This window comes from Micromonospora sp. SCSIO 07396, from assembly GCF_053667945.1.
Map to the genome: position 1 here is coordinate 1,094,843 of NZ_CM132210.1, position 17,572 is coordinate 1,112,414.

Annotated in this window: 17 protein-coding genes; 7 read left to right on the plus strand and 10 right to left on the minus strand. The window is 74.4% G+C overall.

The genetic code is table 11. The features are described from left to right. Positions 1-143 precede the first annotated feature (143 nt). The 4 genes from ACWCHM_RS04960 (at position 144) to ACWCHM_RS04975 (ending at position 4,965) form a co-directional block, all read left to right on the plus strand. The gene (locus ACWCHM_RS04960) at positions 144-1,766 is read left to right on the plus strand and encodes a glycosyl hydrolase family 18 protein (protein WP_204959308.1); all 1,623 of its coding nucleotides are present in this window, start codon (positions 144-146) and stop codon (positions 1,764-1,766) included. A gap of 206 nt (positions 1,767-1,972) precedes the next feature. Further along, a complete protein-coding gene (locus tag ACWCHM_RS04965) occupies positions 1,973-2,449 on the plus strand; it encodes a hypothetical protein (RefSeq protein ID WP_204959307.1) in 477 nt (158 codons plus the stop codon). A 67-nt stretch (positions 2,450-2,516) separates the two neighbouring features. Beyond that, positions 2,517-3,923 carry a class II 3-deoxy-7-phosphoheptulonate synthase gene (locus ACWCHM_RS04970; RefSeq protein ID WP_204959306.1) on the plus strand — a complete coding sequence of 469 codons (1,407 nt, stop codon included), beginning with the start codon at positions 2,517-2,519 and terminating at the stop codon, positions 3,921-3,923. Between the two features lie 22 nt (positions 3,924-3,945). Next, on the plus strand, positions 3,946-4,965 hold the full coding sequence (locus tag ACWCHM_RS04975) for a threonine aldolase family protein (protein WP_204959636.1): 1,020 nt from the start codon (positions 3,946-3,948) through the stop codon (positions 4,963-4,965). Between the two features lie 183 nt (positions 4,966-5,148). On the opposite strand, the gene ACWCHM_RS04980 is transcribed toward ACWCHM_RS04975, so the two are convergent. Both ACWCHM_RS04980 and pknB read right to left on the minus strand, forming a co-directional pair. Further along, positions 5,149-6,009: a deoxyribonuclease IV gene (locus ACWCHM_RS04980; RefSeq protein WP_204959305.1), complete on the minus strand. Its 861-nt coding sequence runs from the start codon at positions 6,007-6,009 to the stop codon at positions 5,149-5,151. After that, the gene (gene pknB, locus ACWCHM_RS04985) at positions 6,006-7,991 is read right to left on the minus strand and encodes a Stk1 family PASTA domain-containing Ser/Thr kinase (RefSeq protein ID WP_454221615.1); all 1,986 of its coding nucleotides are present in this window, start codon (positions 7,989-7,991) and stop codon (positions 6,006-6,008) included. Before pknB ends, ACWCHM_RS04980 begins: the two co-directional genes overlap by 4 nt. Positions 7,992-8,135: 144 nt before the next feature. Between pknB and ACWCHM_RS04990 the strand changes: the two genes are divergently transcribed. Continuing rightward, positions 8,136-8,525 (plus strand): Rv2175c family DNA-binding protein, encoded by a 390-nt coding sequence (locus ACWCHM_RS04990; RefSeq protein ID WP_281895534.1) that lies wholly within the window; start codon positions 8,136-8,138, stop codon positions 8,523-8,525. Between the two features lie 200 nt (positions 8,526-8,725). On the opposite strand, the gene ACWCHM_RS04995 is transcribed toward ACWCHM_RS04990, so the two are convergent. Continuing rightward, positions 8,726-9,808 carry a polyprenyl synthetase family protein gene (locus ACWCHM_RS04995; protein WP_204959302.1) on the minus strand — a complete coding sequence of 361 codons (1,083 nt, stop codon included), beginning with the start codon at positions 9,806-9,808 and terminating at the stop codon, positions 8,726-8,728. Positions 9,809-9,861: 53 nt separating this feature from the next. Then, a complete protein-coding gene (locus tag ACWCHM_RS05000; protein ID WP_421487767.1) occupies positions 9,862-10,257 on the minus strand; it encodes a helix-turn-helix domain-containing protein in 396 nt (131 codons plus the stop codon). 237 nt (positions 10,258-10,494) lie between these two features. Between ACWCHM_RS05000 and metF the strand changes: the two genes are divergently transcribed. Further along, positions 10,495-11,412, plus strand: a complete 918-nt coding sequence (gene metF / locus ACWCHM_RS05005; protein WP_088643011.1) for a methylenetetrahydrofolate reductase [NAD(P)H] — start codon at positions 10,495-10,497, stop codon at positions 11,410-11,412. Positions 11,413-11,456: 44 nt separating this feature from the next. After that, complete coding sequence (locus ACWCHM_RS05010) at positions 11,457-12,146, plus strand: CDP-alcohol phosphatidyltransferase family protein (RefSeq protein WP_204959300.1); 690 nt, start codon at positions 11,457-11,459, stop codon at positions 12,144-12,146. A 36-nt stretch (positions 12,147-12,182) separates the two neighbouring features. Here ACWCHM_RS05010 and ACWCHM_RS05015 read toward each other — a convergent pair whose 3' ends face one another. The 6 genes from ACWCHM_RS05015 to ACWCHM_RS05040 form a co-directional block, all read right to left on the minus strand. Next, positions 12,183-13,670 (minus strand): phytoene desaturase family protein, encoded by a 1,488-nt coding sequence (locus ACWCHM_RS05015; RefSeq protein WP_454221616.1) that lies wholly within the window; start codon positions 13,668-13,670, stop codon positions 12,183-12,185. Between the two features lie 10 nt (positions 13,671-13,680). Next, the gene (locus ACWCHM_RS05020; protein ID WP_454223019.1) at positions 13,681-14,793 is read right to left on the minus strand and encodes a glycosyltransferase; all 1,113 of its coding nucleotides are present in this window, start codon (positions 14,791-14,793) and stop codon (positions 13,681-13,683) included. Positions 14,794-14,896: 103 nt separating this feature from the next. Next, positions 14,897-15,748 carry a carotenoid biosynthesis protein gene (locus ACWCHM_RS05025; protein WP_281895548.1) on the minus strand — a complete coding sequence of 284 codons (852 nt, stop codon included), beginning with the start codon at positions 15,746-15,748 and terminating at the stop codon, positions 14,897-14,899. Continuing rightward, positions 15,745-16,314: a GNAT family N-acetyltransferase gene (locus tag ACWCHM_RS05030; RefSeq protein WP_454221617.1), complete on the minus strand. Its 570-nt coding sequence runs from the start codon at positions 16,312-16,314 to the stop codon at positions 15,745-15,747. Before ACWCHM_RS05030 ends, ACWCHM_RS05025 begins: the two co-directional genes overlap by 4 nt. Before the next feature lie 10 nt (positions 16,315-16,324). Then, positions 16,325-17,044 (minus strand): monooxygenase, encoded by a 720-nt coding sequence (locus ACWCHM_RS05035; RefSeq protein WP_454221618.1) that lies wholly within the window; start codon positions 17,042-17,044, stop codon positions 16,325-16,327. Then, positions 17,041-17,529 (minus strand): YbaK/EbsC family protein, encoded by a 489-nt coding sequence (locus ACWCHM_RS05040; protein ID WP_421487771.1) that lies wholly within the window; start codon positions 17,527-17,529, stop codon positions 17,041-17,043. Before ACWCHM_RS05040 ends, ACWCHM_RS05035 begins: the two co-directional genes overlap by 4 nt. Positions 17,530-17,572 lie beyond the last annotated feature (43 nt).

Genomic DNA, 17,572 nt, shown 5'->3' on the forward strand with positions numbered 1-17,572 from the left:
CCCCGCCACGCCAGGTCGCCCTGCCACCTGGCCGTGGTCGGTGCGATGAATCGACGGATACGCATCTTGACGAAGTGATGACGGTGTGAGTAGCGTCTCCCCATCGATTTGGAAAGTTTCCTAACTGTTTGAGGAGGCGCCTCATGAAGAGATCGCTCCGCCGCGCCCTCTGGGCCGGCGCCGTCGTGGCGCTGACCGTGGCGGCGGTACCGGTGACCTCGGCGTTCGGCGCCGGAAGCGTCACCGCGACATTCGCCTCGGCGCAGGACTGGGGGACCGGCCACGAAGGGCGGGTCACCGTCACCAACGGCTCCAGCGCCAGCGTCAGCACCTGGCGTATCGAGTTCGACCTGCCGTCCGGCACCACCATCAGCAGCTTCTGGGACGCCGACGTCACCAGCAGCGGCAACCACTACGTGGCGGTGAAGAAGAGCTGGGCCGGGCCGCTCGCCCCGGGGGCCAGCTTCAGCTGGGGCTACAACGGCACCGGGCCGTACAAGGCGCCGCTGAACTGCACGATCAACGGCGTGTCGTGCGGCGGGGGCACCCCGCCCACCACCACGAAGCCGCCGACGACCCCGCCACCCACCACCGCCCCGCCGACGACCCCGCCCCCGACGACCCCACCGCCCACCACCCCGCCGCCCAGCGGGGACAAGAAGGTCGTCGGCTACTTCGCCGAGTGGGGCGTCTACGGCCGCAACTACCACGTCAAGAACATCGCCACCAGCGGCTCCGCCGCCAAGCTCACCCACATCCTGTACGCCTTCGGCAACACCACCGGCGGCCGCTGCACGATCGGGGACAGCTACGCCGACTACGACAAGGCGTACACCGCGGCCGACAGCGTGGACGGCGTCGCCGACACCTGGGACCAGCCGCTGCGCGGCAGCTTCAACCAGCTGCGCAAACTCAAGAAGATGTACCCGCACCTCAAGGTGATCTGGTCCTTCGGCGGCTGGACCTGGTCCGGTGGCTTCACCCAGGCCGCGCAGAACCCGGCCGCGTTCGCCGAGAGCTGCTACAACCTGGTCGAGGACCCGCGCTGGGCGGACGTCTTCGACGGGATCGACGTCGACTGGGAGTACCCCAACGCCTGCGGTCTGAGCTGTGACAGCAGCGGCCCGAACGCGTTCAAGAACGTGATCTCCGCACTGCGGTCCAAGTTCGGCTCGTCGGCCCTGGTCACCGCCGCGATCACCGCCGACGGCAGCAACGGTGGCAAGATCGACGCCACCGACTACGCCGGTGCGGTGGGCAACCTCAACTGGCTGATGCCGATGACGTACGACTACTTCGGCGCGTTCAACGCCCAGGGTCCCACCGCCCCGCACTCGCCGCTCACCTCGTACACCGGAATTCCGCAGCAGGGCTTCAACTCCGATGCGGCGATCCAGAAGCTCAAGTCCAAGGGCGTGCCGGCCAACAAGCTGCTGCTCGGCATCGGCTTCTACGGTCGCGGCTGGACCGGGGTGACGCAGGCCGCCCCGGGCGGCACCGCCACCGGCGCGGCCCCCGGCACCTACGAGGCGGGCATCGAGGACTACAAGGTGCTGAAGAACACCTGCCCGGCCACCGGCACGATCGCCGGTACGGCGTACGCCAAGTGCGGCAGCAACTGGTGGAGCTACGACACGCCGGCCACCATCGGCGGCAAGATGACCTACGCGAAGAACCAGGGCCTCGGCGGCGCGTTCTTCTGGGAACTCTCCGGCGACACCGGCAACGGTGAGCTGATCGGCGCCATCAAGGGCGGCCTCGGCTGAGCCGAGCGTCCGACGCACCACCCGCGCGGGGAGGGACCGGCCACCGGTCCCTCCCCGTCCGGCTGTGGCGGGCCCCGACGAAACGCCGGCCGGGCGGCGCGGCGCGGCCGTGACGGGTTGCCACCTGACGGGTGCGGTGTGGCAGACTCGCCGCTCGGCATCCGGTCGACATCCGCACCGTCGACATCCGCACCCGGGGAGGACGCATGGGTCGCAGGCTCCGCACCGCCGGCGTCGTACCGCTGGCCCTGCTGCCGTTCGCCCTGCTCGGCTGCGGCCAGAGCGGCGACGGCGAGGCCGACGGCGGGCCCACCAGGGTGCCCGCCGAGGAGGCGTCGGCCAAGGCCCGCGAGCGGGTCCAGGCGTACCTCGACGCGATGACCGCCAAGGACCCGGCCGCCGGCCGCAACCAGCTCTGCGCGACGATGCAGGCGGGGTTCGACGCCGCCGCGACCGGGCCGAACGGTGATTTCGCCGACCATTTCGAGGTGCCCGGGGCGACCGTCACCGACATCCGCACCGGTGCCCGGGGGCAGGAGGTCAGCACCACGGTGACCGTTTCGGTGGGATCGACGAAGGTCACCAGGCGGCTGCTGTTCACCGTCACCCGGGACGGCGCGGACTGGTGCATCGCGGGCGAGGAACCCGGCGGGCACAGTCCCGCGCCGTCGCCGACCCCGTGACTCCCAACTGCCGGAACCCCGCCCCTCGGGGCCGCGACGTCCGGACCGTCGCCGTACGCTTTCTGCCATGCGCCATGAGTGGCATCAGCTGAGCTACCCCGCCGTGAGCAGCCCCGGGCTGCAGACCAGCCGCCCCACCGTCGACTCGGCGGAGGACGCCGCCCTCGGTCTCGACAGGTGGCGTGACCTGCCCCGTGAGCAGATCCCGCCGTGGTCCGACCCGGCCCAGGTCGCCGAGGTGTGCAAGGTGCTCGACACCGTGCCGTCGGTGGTCGCCCCCTACGAGGTCGACCAGCTCCGCCGCAAGCTGGCCCTGGTCTGCGAGGGCAAGGCGTTCCTGCTCCAGGGCGGCGACTGCGCCGAGACCTTCGCCGACAACACCGAGAGCCACCTGCTGGCCAACGCCCGCACCCTGCTCCAGATGGCGATCGTGCTCACCTACGGCGCGTCGCTGCCGGTGGTGAAGGTGGCCCGGGTCGCCGGCCAGTACACCAAGCCCCGGTCGCTGCCGACCGACGCCCGGGGGCTGCCCGCGTACCGCGGCGACATGATCAACGCGCTGGAGGCCGACCCGGCCGCCCGGGTCGCCGACCCGCAGCGCATGATCCGGGCGTACGCGAACTCGGCCGCCGCGATGAACATGCTGCGCGCCTACCTGGCCGGCGGACTGGCCGACCTGCACGCGGTGCACGACTGGAACAAGGGCTTCGTCAAGAACTCCCCGGCGGGGGAGCGCTACGAGGCGATCGCCCGGGAGATCGACCGGGCCATCGCGTTCATCCGGGCCTGCGGGATGACCGAGGACGAGGCGTTGCGCACCGTCACCCTCTACTGCTCCCACGAGGCGCTGGCCCTGGAGTACGACCGGGCGCTGACCCGGGTCTCCGACCGTCGGGCATATGGGTTGTCCGGGCACTTCCTGTGGGTCGGCGAGCGGACCCGGCAGCTCGACGGCGCGCACATCGACTTCATCTCCCGCATCGCCAACCCGATCGGCGTGAAACTCGGCCCGACCACCAGCCCGGACGAGGCGATCGAGCTGTGCGAGAAGCTCAACCCGGACAACATCCCCGGCCGGCTGACCCTGATCAGCCGGATGGGCAACCACAAGGTCCGCGACGCGTTGCCGCCGATCGTGGCCAAGGTCACCGCCGCCGGGGCGAAGGTGGTGTGGCAGTGCGACCCGATGCACGGCAACACCCACGAGTCCTCCAACGGCTACAAGACCCGGCACTTCGACCGGATCGTCGACGAGGTCCTCGGCTACTTCGAGGTGCACCGGGGGCTGGACACCCACCCGGGCGGCATCCACGTCGAGCTGACCGGCGAGGACGTCACCGAGTGCCTCGGCGGGGCCCAGGGCATCGAGGACCTCGACCTGCCCGGCCGGTACGAGACGGCGTGTGACCCCCGGCTGAACACCCAGCAGTCGCTGGAGCTGGCCTTCCTGGTGGCGGAGATGCTCCGTGGCTGACCCGACGACGGGCGTCGGCCCGGTGGCCGACCTGCGTTCCGACACGGTGACCCGACCCACCGCCGGAATGCGGGAGGCGATGGCCGCCGCCGAGGTCGGCGACGACGTCTACGCCGAGGACCCGACGGTCAACGCGCTGGAGGCCGAGGTCGCCGCGCTCTTCGGGCACGAGGCGGCGCTCTTCGCCCCGACCGGGACGATGGCCAACCAGCTCGCCCTGCAACTGGTCGTCCCACCCGGTGACGAACTGCTCTGCGACGCCGACGCGCACGTGGTGACGTACGAGGTCGGCGCGGCGGCGGCGTACGGTGCGATCTCCACGCGGACCTGGCCGCCCCTCGGCGCGGGCCTGGACCCGGGCGTGGTGGAGGCGATGATCCGGCCGGACGGCTACTTCGCGGTGCCGACCCGGGCGATCGCCGTGGAGCAGACCCACAACCGGGGCGGTGGCGGGGTGATCCCGCTGGCGACCCTGCGGGAGCTGCGCCGGGTCGCCGACACCGCCGGCCTCGCCCTGCACTGCGACGGGGCCCGGATCTGGCACGCGCACGTCGCCGACGGGGTGCCGCTGCACGAGTACGGCGCGCTGTTCGACACCCTGTCGGTCTGCCTGTCCAAGGGCCTCGGTGCACCCGTCGGCTCGCTGGTCGTGGGCAGTGCCGAGCGGATCGAGCGGGCCCGGTTCCTGCGTAAGCGGATGGGGGGCGGGATGCGGCAGGTCGGGGTGCTCGCCGCCGCCGGCCGGTACGCCCTGGCCCACCACCTCGACCGGCTCGTCGACGATCACGCCCGGGCCGCCCGGCTCGCCGAGGCGCTCGCCCCGTGCGGGGTGCTCGCCGGCCCGGTACGCACGAACATCGTGCCGTTGGACCTGACCGGGCACCGGCTCGACGCGCGGGCCCTGGCCACCGCCGCCCGCGCGGAGGGGGTGCTGCTGTCGGTGCTCGGCCCCCGGACCGCCCGTCTGGTCACCCACCTCGACGTCGACGACGCCGCCATCGACCACGCCGCCAAGATCCTCCCCGACCTGCTCGCTCCCTGACCCCCGCTACCGGTGCCGCCCCGCCCCGCCCTTCCATTCCCTTCCCGGCTTCCGGTGTTGATCAAGAAGTTTGCGTCAGCGTGGAGATCAAACTTGACGCAAACCTCTTGATCACCGCGCAAACCTCTTGATCACCGAGGGCGTGGAGCCGGCGGTGTCGGGCGGGGGGAGAGGACGGGGCTGTCAGGGGTGGAGGCGGTTCAGGGTGGCTATGTCGGTGGCGTGGCCCTCGTGTTTCTCGGTGGGGGTCTCCACGACGACGGGGATGCCGGCGGTCGCCGGGTGGGCCATCAACTCGGCGAAGGCCGGCTCACCGATGTTGCCCTTGCCGATGTTCTCGTGCCGGTCCCGGGTCGAGCCGCACAGGTCCTTGGAGTCGTTGGCGTGGATCAGCTTGAGCCGGTCCGCCCCGACCGTGGCGACCAGGGTGTCCAGGGTCGCCGTCATGCCGCCCGGCACGGCCAGGTCGTGCCCGGCCGCCCAGGCGTGACAGGTGTCGAAACAGACGCCCAGCCCCGGGTGCCTGTCGACCGCGTCCAGGTAGGGGCCGAGGTGCTCCACCCGGGAGGCCAGTGACCGGCCACCCCCGGCGCTCGGCTCCACCAGCAGCAGCGGACCGCCGCCGGCCGTGGTCTCGTCGAGCAGCGGCAGCAGCGACTCACGTACCTGCCGTAGGGCGGTCTCGGCGTAGCCGGCGTCGACCGCGCTGCCGGCGTGGAACACCACGCCCCGGGCCCCGATCGCCCGCCCCCGACGCAGCGCGTGCGCCAGCGTCTGCGCCGACTTCTCCACCGTCGCGGCCGTGGGCGAACCGAGGTTCACCAGCAGCGACGCGTGGATGTAGACCGGTACGCCCCGGGCGGCGCAGCCCTCGGCGAACAGCGCGTCCTGGGCCGGGTCGCCGGGCGGCAGCGCCCAGCCCCGCGAGTTGGCGACGTAGACCTGCACCACCCGGGAGCCGGTCGCGTCCACGTACGGCAGGGCCGCCCTGGCCAGCCCACCCGAGGTGGGGGTGTGCGAGCCGACCGGCCGGTGGGCGCTCACAGGCAGCCCAGGGTGACCGGGGTGCCCGGGGGCACCTGCGAGTTCTCGCCCGGGTTCTGGAACCGGACGATGCCGTTGGGGTTGAACTGGACGTTCACCGTGAACCCCGCGCCCTCCAACTGCTGCTTGGCCTGCTGGCAGGGCAGGTCGACCACCCGGGGGACGGTCACCTGCGGCGGGCCCTTGCTGACGTCCAGCTTGACCTTGGTGCCCTTCTCCACGCCCGCGCCGTCCGCCGGGCTCTGCCCGAGCACCTCGTCGCGCGGCTTGTCGGATTCCTTGTACGTCTCGACCAGCTCCAGGCCGAGCCGGGACAGGGTGCTGCGGGCGTCGGTGAGGCTCTTGCCGACCAGGTCGGGCACCGTGATCGGGGCGCGGCCCCGGCTCAGGATGACCGTCACCTTGGTGCCCGGCTTCACCTCGGTGCCCACCTTCGGGTTGGTGTCCACCACCACCCCGGCCGGCAGGTTGTCGTCGTAGCGGGGCGTGCCCTTGGCGACCACCAGTTTCGCGCTGGTCAGGTCGGCCTCGGCCAGGTCGAACTCCTTGCCGACGACGTCCGGCAGCGGGAACCGCTCCGGGCCCAGGGAGAGCGTCAGCGTGATGGTGCCACCCTTGAGGATCTTGGCAGCCGAGCCCGGGTCCTGGGTGATCACCCCGTCGCGGGGGACCTTCTCGTCGTAGCGTGGCGCGGCGAAGGCGATCTGGAAGCCTGCCCGGTCCGCCTGCGCCTGTGCGTCGGCCCGGCTCAGGTTCACCAGCTGCGGCGCGACCGTGTACCGGCCCACCCCCACCCACCAGCCGCCCATCGCGGCGAGCAGGCCGACCACCACCACGGCCGCCGCGACCGACAACCGGCCGCGCGGGGTGCCCATCACCCGGGTACGCAGCTCCGCCAGCCGGGACCGCAGGTCGGTGTCCTCGGCGGCCCGCCGCCGGTGCGGGCGCTGCGGGGCGGCCGGCTCGGGCAGCCGGGCCCAGGTCGGCCGGGTCACCGGGCTGACCGCCGCGACCACCATCGTCGGCTCGGCCACCGCCGGCAGCTCCCCGGCCACCCGGCCCAGCACGGCGGTGTGCGCGTTCGGGTTGCCCAGGTCGTCCCGGGCCACCTGCACCTCGGCCAGCAGGGCACCCGCGTCGGCCGGGCGGGCGCCCGGATCCCGCCGGGTCGACCGCGCGACCAACTCGTCGAGCACCCGGGGCAGGCCGGGCACCAGGACCGACGGGGCCGGCACGTCCTTGTCGACGTGCTGCCAGGCCACGTCGACCGGACGGTCCCCGTCGTACGGCACCCGGCCGGTGAGCATCTCGAACAGCACGATGCCGGCCGAGTAGACGTCGGTACGGGGATCGGCGCGTCCGTCGGTGACCAGCTCCGGCGCCACGTACGCCACGGTCGCCATCAGCTGGTTGCCGTCGCCCTCCTCGGCGCTGGCCTCCACCGCGCGGGCCAGGCCGAAGTCGGCGACCTTGACCACGCTGTCGACCAGGTTGGCGACCCCGCCGGTGGGTGCCTCGGCGACCAGCACGTTCTCCGGTTTGACGTCGCGGTGGACCAGCCCGGCCCGGTGCGCGGCGGCGATCGCGGCGAGCATCTGCTCCATGATCGCCAGCGCCTCGTCGGGGTTGAGCCGGCGGCGTTCGGCCAGCACCTCGCGCAGGGTGCGACCCCTGACGTACTCCATCACCAGGTAGGGCAGCCCCTGGTGGGTGCCCTGGTCGTAGACGGCGACCACGTTGGGGTGGGTCAGCCGGGCGATGGCCTTGGCCTCGTCGGTGAACCGGTCCGGGAAGCCCGCCAGCCGGGACCGCGCCTGCGCGGCCTGGGACGGGTGGATGATCTTCACCGCAACGGTACGCTCCAGGCGCTCGTCGGTGGCGGTGTACACGGTCGCCATGCCACCACGGGCCACGCGACCGCGAATGCGGTAGCGCCCGTCGAGCAGCGAGCCCAGCAACGTGTCGGCGACCTGTATGTCCATCGGCAGGGAGTCTATGTGTCCTGAGGGTGAAGGTTGAACAGGATGCTACAGCCGGGGCCGGCACCGGTCCGTCCCGCCGCGCTCACCCCCGGCCCGGCGGGGTGCCGCTGCACGGGTGGCCGGGCGACGTGGCAGGGTGGTCGGGTGACCGAACCCGTACCCGCCGACCAGGCCGCCGGCAGCGACCTCGCCGGTCCCAGCGACCCGGCCGCGTGGCTCACCCTCCCGGACGTCGCCGAGCGGCTCGACCTGTCGATCAGCAAGGTGCACCAGATGATCCGGGACCGCGAGCTGCTCGCCGTCCGCCGTGACGGTGTCCGCCGGATCCCCGCCGACCTGGTCGCCAACAAGACGGTGCTCAAGCACCTGCCCGGCGTGCTCACCCTGCTCGCCGATGCCGGCTACGACGACGAGGCCGCCCTGCGCTGGCTCTACGAGCCCGACGACACCCTCTCCGGCGGCACGGGCGCGGTGACCCTCGGCGGCGACCACGCCCGCGAGGTCAAACGCCGCGCCCAGGCCCTCGGCTTCTGACCCCACCCCCACTCCTGATCCCGCCGGCCTTCACCGCGCCGGCCGCCCGCCGAACCGCGTTGATCAAGAGGTTTCGGTCATCCCCGGGGACATCCGTGACGCAAACCTCTTGATCAACGCGACCCGGCGACGTGCCCAAGCGACGCGACCGAGCGACGCGACCGAGCGACGTGCTCAAGCCGGGCCGGGAGCGGGGTGGGTCAGTCGGCGCGGCGGGTGGCGGCGATGGCGAGGTCCACCAGGGCCTGCCGGGCCTCGGTGTCGAGGTCGACGCCGGTCAGGGCGGCCAGCGCGGTGTCGGTCAGGGTGACGATGCGTTGCTCGGTGCGGGCCAGCGCGCCGGTGCCGGCGATCACCTCACGGAGCCGGGCCACCCCGTCCGCGTCCAACTGCGGATCGCCGAGCCGGCCGAGCAACAGCTCCCGACCGGCCTCGTCGGCGGCCTGGACCGCCGCCGCGACCAGGTAGGTGCGCTTGCCCTCGCGCAGGTCGTCGCCGGCCGGCTTGCCGGTCTGCGCCGGGTCGCCGAACACCCCGAGCACGTCGTCGCGGAGCTGGAACGCCTCGCCGAGCGGCAACCCGTACGCCGAGTAGGCGGTGCACACGTCGGCGGACGCGCCGGCGAGCGCGCCACCGAGCAGCAACGGCCGCTCGACGGTGTACTTGGCCGACTTGTACCGGGCCACCTTGCCCGCCCGGTCCAGCGAGACCTCCCCGGTGGCCTGGGTCAACACGTCGAGGTACTGCCCGACGGTGACCTCGCCGCGCATCTCGTCGAAGACCGGCCGGGCCCGCGCCACCGTGTGCGGGTCCAGCCCGGCGGAGTGCAGCAGCTCGTCGGACCAGACCAGGCACAGGTCACCGAGCAGGATCGCCGCCGCGTCGCCGAAGGCGTCCGGGTCGCCGCCCCACCCGTGGGCGCGGTGCCGGGTGGCGAACCGCCGGTGCACGGCGGGCTCGCCACGCCGGGTGTCGGAGCGGTCCATCAGGTCGTCGTGGATCAGGGCGCTGGCCTGGAAGAACTCCAGCGCCGCCAGGGCGGTCACCACCTGGTCGGCGTCCACCCCGCCGGCGCCCCGGAATCCCCAGTAGGCGAACGCCGGCCGCAGCCGCTTGCCGCCACCGAGCACGAACCCCTCGACGGTCTCGGCGATCGGCGTCAGGGCGTCGTCGATGCCGGCCATCCAGCTACGCCGGCCGGCCAGGAACTCGGTCAGCGCCTTGTCGACACGCTGCCGCAGGCCGGCACGGTCGACGGGGGAGACGGGAGCAGCGTGGGTCACGCCACGACGCTAGCCGGTCCCCGCCGCTGCCGCCTCACCAGCGTCTCGGCGCGTCACCCGGTCCGCCTCCCGCCCCGTACGACAGGCGGGCGCGGCACCGCGACGGCGGGGGCCGGCCGTTGCCCGCACCGGGCCCGACCGACGGCCGGCCCGGGACGGCCCGGCGTCCGGGGACCGGCCCGACGGGTGCGGTCCGGCCGGCGGACCCCCGACGGCGGTCCGGCGGCCGGCGGCCCGATCGGGGCGTCGAGCACGACGGCGAGCTGCCGCCGCCAGCGGTCGCCCGGGACGCGCACCGAGCGTTCCCAGCGGGACACCTCGTGCCGGGTCAGGGTGGCGGTGCCGGCGGCGGCGCAGAGTTCGTCGGCGAGCCGCCGCTGGCTCCAGCCCCGGGCCAGCCGGAGCTGCGTGATCAGCCGCCCGAGCGGGCGGGGGTCGGACGGGGTCATCGGGCCTCCGGCGGTTGTCGGCGCGGCCCGCCCGCCCCGCAGGGCGGCCGACGTGCCGCTGTCGTGTGCTGCCGACCCCCGCGCGTGACCCCGGGCGTCGGCCCCCACCGACGCCACCCGCGCCCCCTCGTTCTACCCCCGGGGTACGACGGGCGACCGCCACCGGGTTTCGGTGGGCGTCGATGCTCAGGTGGGAAGTGCGTGGGGGTGGGCGGCGACGCCCGCTAGAGTCGTCTCGTGGCGCTCGGTCTTCCCTCCGTCCTTCCCAATCCCCAGCCGGCGATCGGGGAGCTGATCCGCGACCGCCAGCCGACGTTCTCCTTCGAGTTCTTCCCGCCCAAGACGGCGCAGGGGGAGCGGCTGCTCTGGCAGGCGATCCGGGAGCTGGAGCCGCTGCGCCCGTCGTTCGTGTCGATCACCTACGGGGCCGGCGGTTCGACCCGGGACACCACGGTCGCGGTGACCGAGCGGATCGCCACCGAGACCACGCTGCTGCCGATGGCGCACCTGACCGCCGTCAACCATTCCGTCGCCGAGCTGCGCAACGTGATCGGGCGGCTGGCCGGCGTGGGGGTACGCAACGTGCTCGCCGTGCGGGGTGACCCGCCCGGCGACCCGGGCGGCGAGTGGGTCCGCCACCCGGAGGGCGTCGACTACGCCGAGGACCTGGTCCGGCTGGTCCGTGAGGCCGGCGACTTCAGCGTCGGGGTGGCCGCCTTCCCGTACAAGCATCCCCGCTCGGCCGACGTGGCCAGCGACACCGCGCACTTCGTGCGTAAGTGCCGGGCGGGCGCGGAGTTCGCCATCACCCAGATGTTCTTCGACGCCGACGACTACCTGCGGCTGCGCGACCGGGTGGCGGCGGCCGGCTGCGACACGCCGATCCTGGCCGGGGTGATGCCGGTGACCCAGATCGGCACCATCGAACGCTCGGTGCAGCTGTCCGGCGCGCCGTTCCCGCCCGCGTTGGCCGCGCGGTTCGAGCGGGTCGCCGACGACCCGGAGGCGGTCCGCCGGCTCGGCATCGAACAGGCCAGCGAGATGTGCGCCCGGCTGCTCGACGAGGGGGTGCCCGGCATCCACTTCATCACCCTCAACCGTTCTCCCGCGACCCGGGAGGTGTGGCGCAGCCTGCGGGCCGACGCCCGGGTGTGAACGCGCCGGCCCCGACACCTCGACCGCGCCGCGACGGTTGACCGATGGTGGGCACACAGCTGAAGTGGGACGAGTACGCGACCGCGTGGGCGCGGTTGCACGGCGGCTTCGACCCCCGGGTCGCCGCGCCGGTGGTCCGTGCCTGGCTGCGTTTCGCGTACCACGTCGGTTACGTGCTGGGTCGGCTGCGGGTGACCCCGACCGCGGTGACCGTCGGCGGGGTGCTGCTCTGCCTGTGCGTGCCGCTGTTCAGCGCCCGGTCGGCCCACGGGCCGATCGTCGGCGCGTTGTTCGTGCTGCTCGCCTCGGTCGCCGACAGCGTCGACGGGGCGGTCGCGGTGGCCACCGGCCGGACCACCCGGCTCGGCTACGTCTACGACTCGGTCGCCGACCGGCTCGGTGAGATCGCCTGGCTGGCCGCGTTCTGGCTGGTCGGAGCGCCCGGAGCGCTGGTGGTCGCGGCCGGCGCGCTGTCCTGGCTGCACGAGTACGTGCGGGCCCGCGCGGTCGCCGCCGGGATGCGGGAGATCGGCGCGGTCACCGTGGGGGAGCGGCCCACCCGGGTCTGTGTCGCCCTGGTGGGGTTGCTGCTGGCCGGGCTGACCGGGCTGATCGACCCCGATCTGGCCGCCGGCACGATCACCATGGCCGCCGCCGTCTGGGTGCTGCTGGCCGGCTTCGGCCTGGGCCAGCTGCTGTCCACTGTCCGCCGGGCCCTGCTCGACGCCGGCTGACCCGCCCGCCCCGACGGGTCGGGCAGGGGCGGGGGCCTACCAGGCGGGGCCGATCTCGTCGGCGACGATCTGCGCGGACAGGGTGACCATGGGCAGGCCGCCGCCGGGGTGGGTGGAGCCGCCGACCAGCCACAGCCCGTGCACCGGGCCCCGGTTGGCCGGGCGGAGCAGCCCCCCGGCCGTGCCGTAGATCGACCCGCCGGGCGCGGCCGTCGTGGCGTCCAGGTCGGCGGGGGTACGGATCTCACGGAACACCAGCCGGTCCCGCACGTCGACCCCGCGCGCGGCGAGCACGTCGAGGACCCGGTCGGCGTACGCGTCGGCGAGCCCCGGCCGACGCCAGTCCACGGCGTCCGGGGCGGTGCCGTGGCGGGCGGCGTTGACCAGCACGAACCATGCCTCGTGCCCGGCCGGGCGGGCGGTCGGGTCGTCGGCCACGGTGACGAAGACCGTCGGATCGGTCGCTGGCCGGGCCCGCACCCCACGCCCGGGGTCGCCGAAGACGGCGTCGAACTCGGCGTCGTAGTCGGCGGGGAAGAAGACGTTGTGGTGGGCCAGCCCGGAGTCGCCGCGTACCCCGAGCAGCAGCACGAAACCGGCGAGGCTGCGGTCGGTGAGCGCGGCCAGCCGGCCCGGGTGCGGCAGCAGGTCCCGGTAGACGGTGAGCGCGTCGGCGTTGGCGACGACCACGTCGGCGGGGACGGGCGCGTGCACCCCGGCCAGGCGTACCCCGTGCACCCGGCCGCCGGCGGCGTCGATCCGGGTGACGGTCCCCCCGGTGTGGATCGTCACGCCCAGGTCCAGGCAGCGGGAGAGCAGCGCGTCGGCCAGGGTGCCCAACCCGCCGCGCAGGTACCAGCCGCCGAAGGTCAGCTCGGCGTAGGGGACGGCGACCAGCGCGGCCGGGGCGCGGCGCGGGTCCGCGCCGGTGTAGGTGGCGTACCGGTCGAGCAGCATCCGCAGCCGGGGGTCGGACAGCTGGCTGCGGCCCAGCCCGCGCAGGGTGCGGCCGGGCCCGATCGCGGCCAGGTCACCCAGCCGCCAGGCCAGCGCGGCCAGGTCGCGTGGCGAGTCGACGGTACGCCGCAGGATGTCCCGGTGCGACGCGGTCCACACCCGGGCGGCCCGCCGCCACAGCCGCCGCCAGTCCGCGGCGGCCCGGTCGCCGAGGGCGGCACCGATGCGGGCGGCGAACTCGTCGGGGTCGGCGCACGAGTCGAGGGCCGGCCCGTCGCCGGGGAAGACGTGCCGCACGATCGGGTCCAGCGGGACCAGGTCGAGATACTCGTCGAGTTTCGCGCCGGTCGCTTCGAACAGCTCGTGGAAGACCTGCGGCAGGGTGAGCAGGCTCGGCCCGGTGTCGAAGTGGAAGCTGCCGGCCGGGGTGTCCTGGACGTGCCGGCCGAGCTTGCCGCCGACGGTGTCGGACCGTTCGAAGACGGTCACCTCGTGCCCGCTGACGGCGAGCCGGGCGGCGGTGGCCAGCCCGCCCACGCCGGCGCCGATGACCACGATCCGCGCCATGCCGTGCCTCCTAGCTGACCGGACGGCCACGCCAGGACAGGCGACGCCGCTTCCGCAGATGGTACGACCGCAGCGTCAGCCAGCCGAGCACCACGACCGAGCCGGGGTGGGCCAGCGCGTCGGGCCAGGCCCGGCCGCCGGTGGCGCGGGCGCTCACCATCCGCCCGGCGACTCCCGCCGCGTACCCGGTCAGGGCCAGCCCGGCGGCCGGCGGCGAACCCGCCACCAGCGCCGCCACCGCCAGCAGCGGCGGCGCGCTGTAGAGCAGCAGCAGCGCGGCGACCACGGCCGCGGCGGCCACCGGGTGGCCGAAGGTGGCCCAGAGCGACTTGGTGTAGCCGTCGCGCAGCTGCGGCCAGCTCTCGTACATCAGGCAGGTGGCCAGCCGGGAGCCGTCGGCCAGCGCGATCCGGCCGCCTGCGCGTTTCACCGCCCGGGCCAGCTCGATGTCCTCCAGCACCCGGTCGGCGACGGCGGCGTGCCCGCCGGCCCGCTCGTAGCCGGCCCGGTCCACCAGCAGGAACTGCCCACCGGCGGCGGCCAGCGACGGCCGCGGCGAGCGTTCCATCGCGCGCAGCGGCAGGAAGGTCAGCCACAACCACTGCAACAGCGGCTGCACCAGCCGGTCACCCACCGTCCGCACCAGAATCCTCGGGTACGCCGACAGCAGCGTCGCCCGCGCCGCCCGTAGCTCGCCCACCGCCGCCGCGACCGCGTACGGGGTGAGCACCACGTCGGCGTCGACGAAGGCGTACACGGTGGCGGCCGGCCCGGCGTGCCCGGCGAGCTGGTGGCAGGCGTGCGGCTTGCCCAGCCAGCCCGGCGGCGGGGTGACCCCGGTGTGCAGGGTGACCCGGGGGTCGTCGCCGACCACCGCGCGGACCACCTCGGCGGTGCCGTCGGTCGAACCGTCGTCGAGCACCACGATCCGCAGGCCGGGCACCCCCTGCTGGGCGAGCAGCGCGCGCAGGCACGGGGTGACCCGGTCGGCCTCGTCGCGCAGCGGCAGCAGCACCGCCACCGTCTCGTCGACCCCGACCGGCCCGTCGACGGGCCGGCGCAGGAAGTACCGGGCGTTGACCCAGGTGTGCGCGGTCAGCGCGGTCACCGCGACGGCCAGCACGAGCGCGACGACGGTCACCGCCACGCCCCCGTCGACCCGGGCCGGGGTTGCCACAGGGTCGGCGTCGGCCCGCGTCGTGCCGGCGGGCCGGTCCGGGTGCCGGTCATGCCGGGGTGTCGACGCCGGTGCGTCGCGGTGCCGGCCGGTCGGCGGGCCGGCGGCGGGCGCGCAGCAGGGTCACCGCCAGCGGTACCGCCACCACCGCCATGCCCACCGCGCCCCAGATCGCCGAGGCGGGCAGTCGGAGGAAGACGGCGTGCGCCAGCACGCTGGAGAAGTACGTCCACAGGTAGAGGGCGAACATCGGGTCGTCGCGGGGGCCGGTGACCGCGACGGCCGGCCCGGCCAACGGGCGCAACGCGCTCATCAGCAGCACCGCGAACAGCAGCCAGCCCAGGTAGTTGCTGACCGGGATGCCGGGCAGTCCGGGCAGCGCCGGGGTGGCGTCGCGCCACACCCAGTAGCCCTCGGCCACCATCTGCGGGTCGAGGAAGAGGTCCCAGCCGGCCAGTCCGACGGTGGCCAACGCCACCCGCCCGACGCGCCCCGCCCACCCGGCCGACGCGGCGTCGGGTCCCCGACCGGTGGGCGTGGTCAGCCGGACGGCGGCCAGCCAGGCGGGCCAGGCCATCCAGGTCCAGGCCAGCGGGATGATCAACGGCACCCCGGCCAGCTTCGGCCCCAACTCGCCCGAGTAGTCGTAGCTGCCGAACGGGAAGCCGGTGGCCACCCCCAGCGCCTCGATGGCGAACCCGCCGCCGGTGGCCACCGCGACCAGCGCCGCCGCCGTACGGGCACCCCGGGTGAGCAGCGCGTGCCCCACCGCGAGCAGGTAACCCAGCACGACCGTGGCGACGGTGAGCCGGGCCCGGGTGACCCCGGTGGTGAGCGGGTAGCAGATCTGGACCAGCACCAGCAGGGCCAGCAGCAGCCAGGGGACGTGCCGGCGGGTCACGACGAGGCCGGGCCGGACGTGTCGGGTCGGGGCAGCGGCAGGTCCCGGCCGAGCACCCCGAACGGTCGTTCGTCACCGGGGAACCGGAAGTGCCGCAGCACGTCGACGAAGCCGAACCGGCGGTACAGCCGCCAGGCCCGCGACGCCCGCTCGTCGGCCTCCGGGGTGGACAGCAGGGTGGTGCCGCCCTCGGCGAGGCTGAGCAGGGCGGTGAGCTGCCGGGCGCCCAGGCCGTGCCCCTGCGCGGGCGGTCGGACGTGCAGTTCGACCACCTCGAAACAGTGGGTCAGCCAGCGCCGCCGGGCGTCCGGGGGCAGCGCCCGGTAGACCTGGTCGTGCCACCACTGGCCACCCGCGCCGAGGTAGCCGTACCCGAAGCCGGCCAGGTGGCCCTCGCTGGTGAGGCTGGCGACGGCGCGGAACCCGGGCCGGCGGGCGTGGGTGGCGATGTAACCACGGCGGGCCTCCAGCAGGTCGCTGCGGTAGCCCATCGCCTCCCCGTACACCGCGACCACGTCGTCGAGCCGCCGGACGAGATCCTCCGGCGTCCACCGCACCAACCTCATGCGCGTCCTCTCACGGTTGCGGATCACCGTCGGCGACCCAGCCCAGCACCGACCGGTCACCGACCACTGCGCGCACCTCGAAGCGCGCGAACAACTCCTCCGCGTACCACCCTTCGGTGGGGGTGCGGGTGATCGCCGCCCGGTGCTCCGGGTGACGGTACGCGAAGGCCACGAGGTCCGTCGGGTCGCGCCACACGCTGACCGTGCCCTGCCAACCCAGCGGCGCCTCGCCGACACCGAACCGGGCGAGCAGCCCCGGCGCGGCGTTCAGCGCGGCGGCGACCGGCGGGACGGCCTGCCAGAAGGTGAGCGCACGGCGGGGACGCAACCGGGCCCGGGTCAGCGCCAGCACCGGCCCGTCGACCCGGCCGCCCGCCGGCTCGCCGAACGGACGCCGGCCCGACCACTCGCCCCGGCTGGTCACCGGGCGTAGCTCCAGCCGGGCCGAGGCGCGGGCGATCCGGGCCCAGGAACGGCCCACCGGGGAGGCGTCGAAGTCGACGGCCGCGGCGGGGGAGTCCCACACCACCAGCGCGGCCCACCGGGTCAGGTCGGCGTCCCCCGGGCCGAAGCCGGTGCCGGTCCCGGTGCCGAGCAGTTTGCCGAACCGTACGCCGGGGGTGCGTCGCAGCTGCCACGGATGCCGGGCCATCCGGGCCAACGCCCGGCCCAGGGCGGCCCGGGGCACCCGCCACACGTGCAGGGTGACCAGCTCCGGGGTGGTGTTCACGCCACCTCGGCGGGGGTGCCGCCGGTGATCCGCAGCAGCTCCGGGTAGGTGGTGGGGAAGACCGCCTGCGGTACGCCACCGGCGGCCCACACCTGCTGGTGCCCGGCCAGGGCGGTGTCGACCAGGGTGCGCAGCGGCCCGGGGTGGCCGACCGGGGCGACCCCGCCGATCACCTGCCCGGTGTGCGTGCGGACGAAGTCGGGGGTGGCCCGGCGCAGGTGGGTCACCCCGAGCCAGGCGGCCAGGCCGGCGGTGTCGACCCGGTGTGCGCCGGAGGTGAGCACCAGCAGCGGCGTGCCGTCGGCCTCGAAGACCAGCGAGTTGGCGATCGCGCCGACGGCGACGCCCAACGCGTCGGCCGCCGCGGCGGCGGTGTGCACCGCCTCGGGCAGCAGACGGACCCGGCTGGCCACGCCGGAGGCGTCCCGCGCGCCCGCGTCGTCGAGCGCCCGCTGCACCGCCTGCACGTTCGGGTGTGACTGCATGCGGCCATTGTCCCCGGTACGCCCCGACGCCCCGCAGCCGGCC

Excerpts from the sequence above, each read along its gene's own strand:
- ACWCHM_RS04960 (WP_204959308.1), top strand. The coding sequence starts at position 144 with ATGAAGAGATCGCTCCGCCGCGCCCTCTGGGCCGGCGCCGTCGTGGCG.
- ACWCHM_RS04965 (WP_204959307.1), top strand. The coding sequence starts at position 1,973 with ATGGGTCGCAGGCTCCGCACCGCCGGCGTCGTACCGCTGGCCCTGCTG.
- ACWCHM_RS04970 (WP_204959306.1), top strand. The coding sequence starts at position 2,517 with ATGCGCCATGAGTGGCATCAGCTGAGCTACCCCGCCGTGAGCAGCCCC.
- pknB (WP_454221615.1), bottom strand. The coding sequence starts at position 7,991 with ATGGACATACAGGTCGCCGACACGTTGCTGGGCTCGCTGCTCGACGGG.
- ACWCHM_RS05000 (WP_421487767.1), bottom strand. The coding sequence starts at position 10,257 with ATGACCCCGTCCGACCCCCGCCCGCTCGGGCGGCTGATCACGCAGCTC.
- ACWCHM_RS05010 (WP_204959300.1), top strand. The coding sequence starts at position 11,457 with ATGGTGGGCACACAGCTGAAGTGGGACGAGTACGCGACCGCGTGGGCG.
- ACWCHM_RS05015 (WP_454221616.1), bottom strand. The coding sequence starts at position 13,670 with ATGGCGCGGATCGTGGTCATCGGCGCCGGCGTGGGCGGGCTGGCCACC.
- ACWCHM_RS05030 (WP_454221617.1), bottom strand. The coding sequence starts at position 16,314 with ATGAGGTTGGTGCGGTGGACGCCGGAGGATCTCGTCCGGCGGCTCGAC.
- ACWCHM_RS05040 (WP_421487771.1), bottom strand. The coding sequence starts at position 17,529 with ATGCAGTCACACCCGAACGTGCAGGCGGTGCAGCGGGCGCTCGACGAC.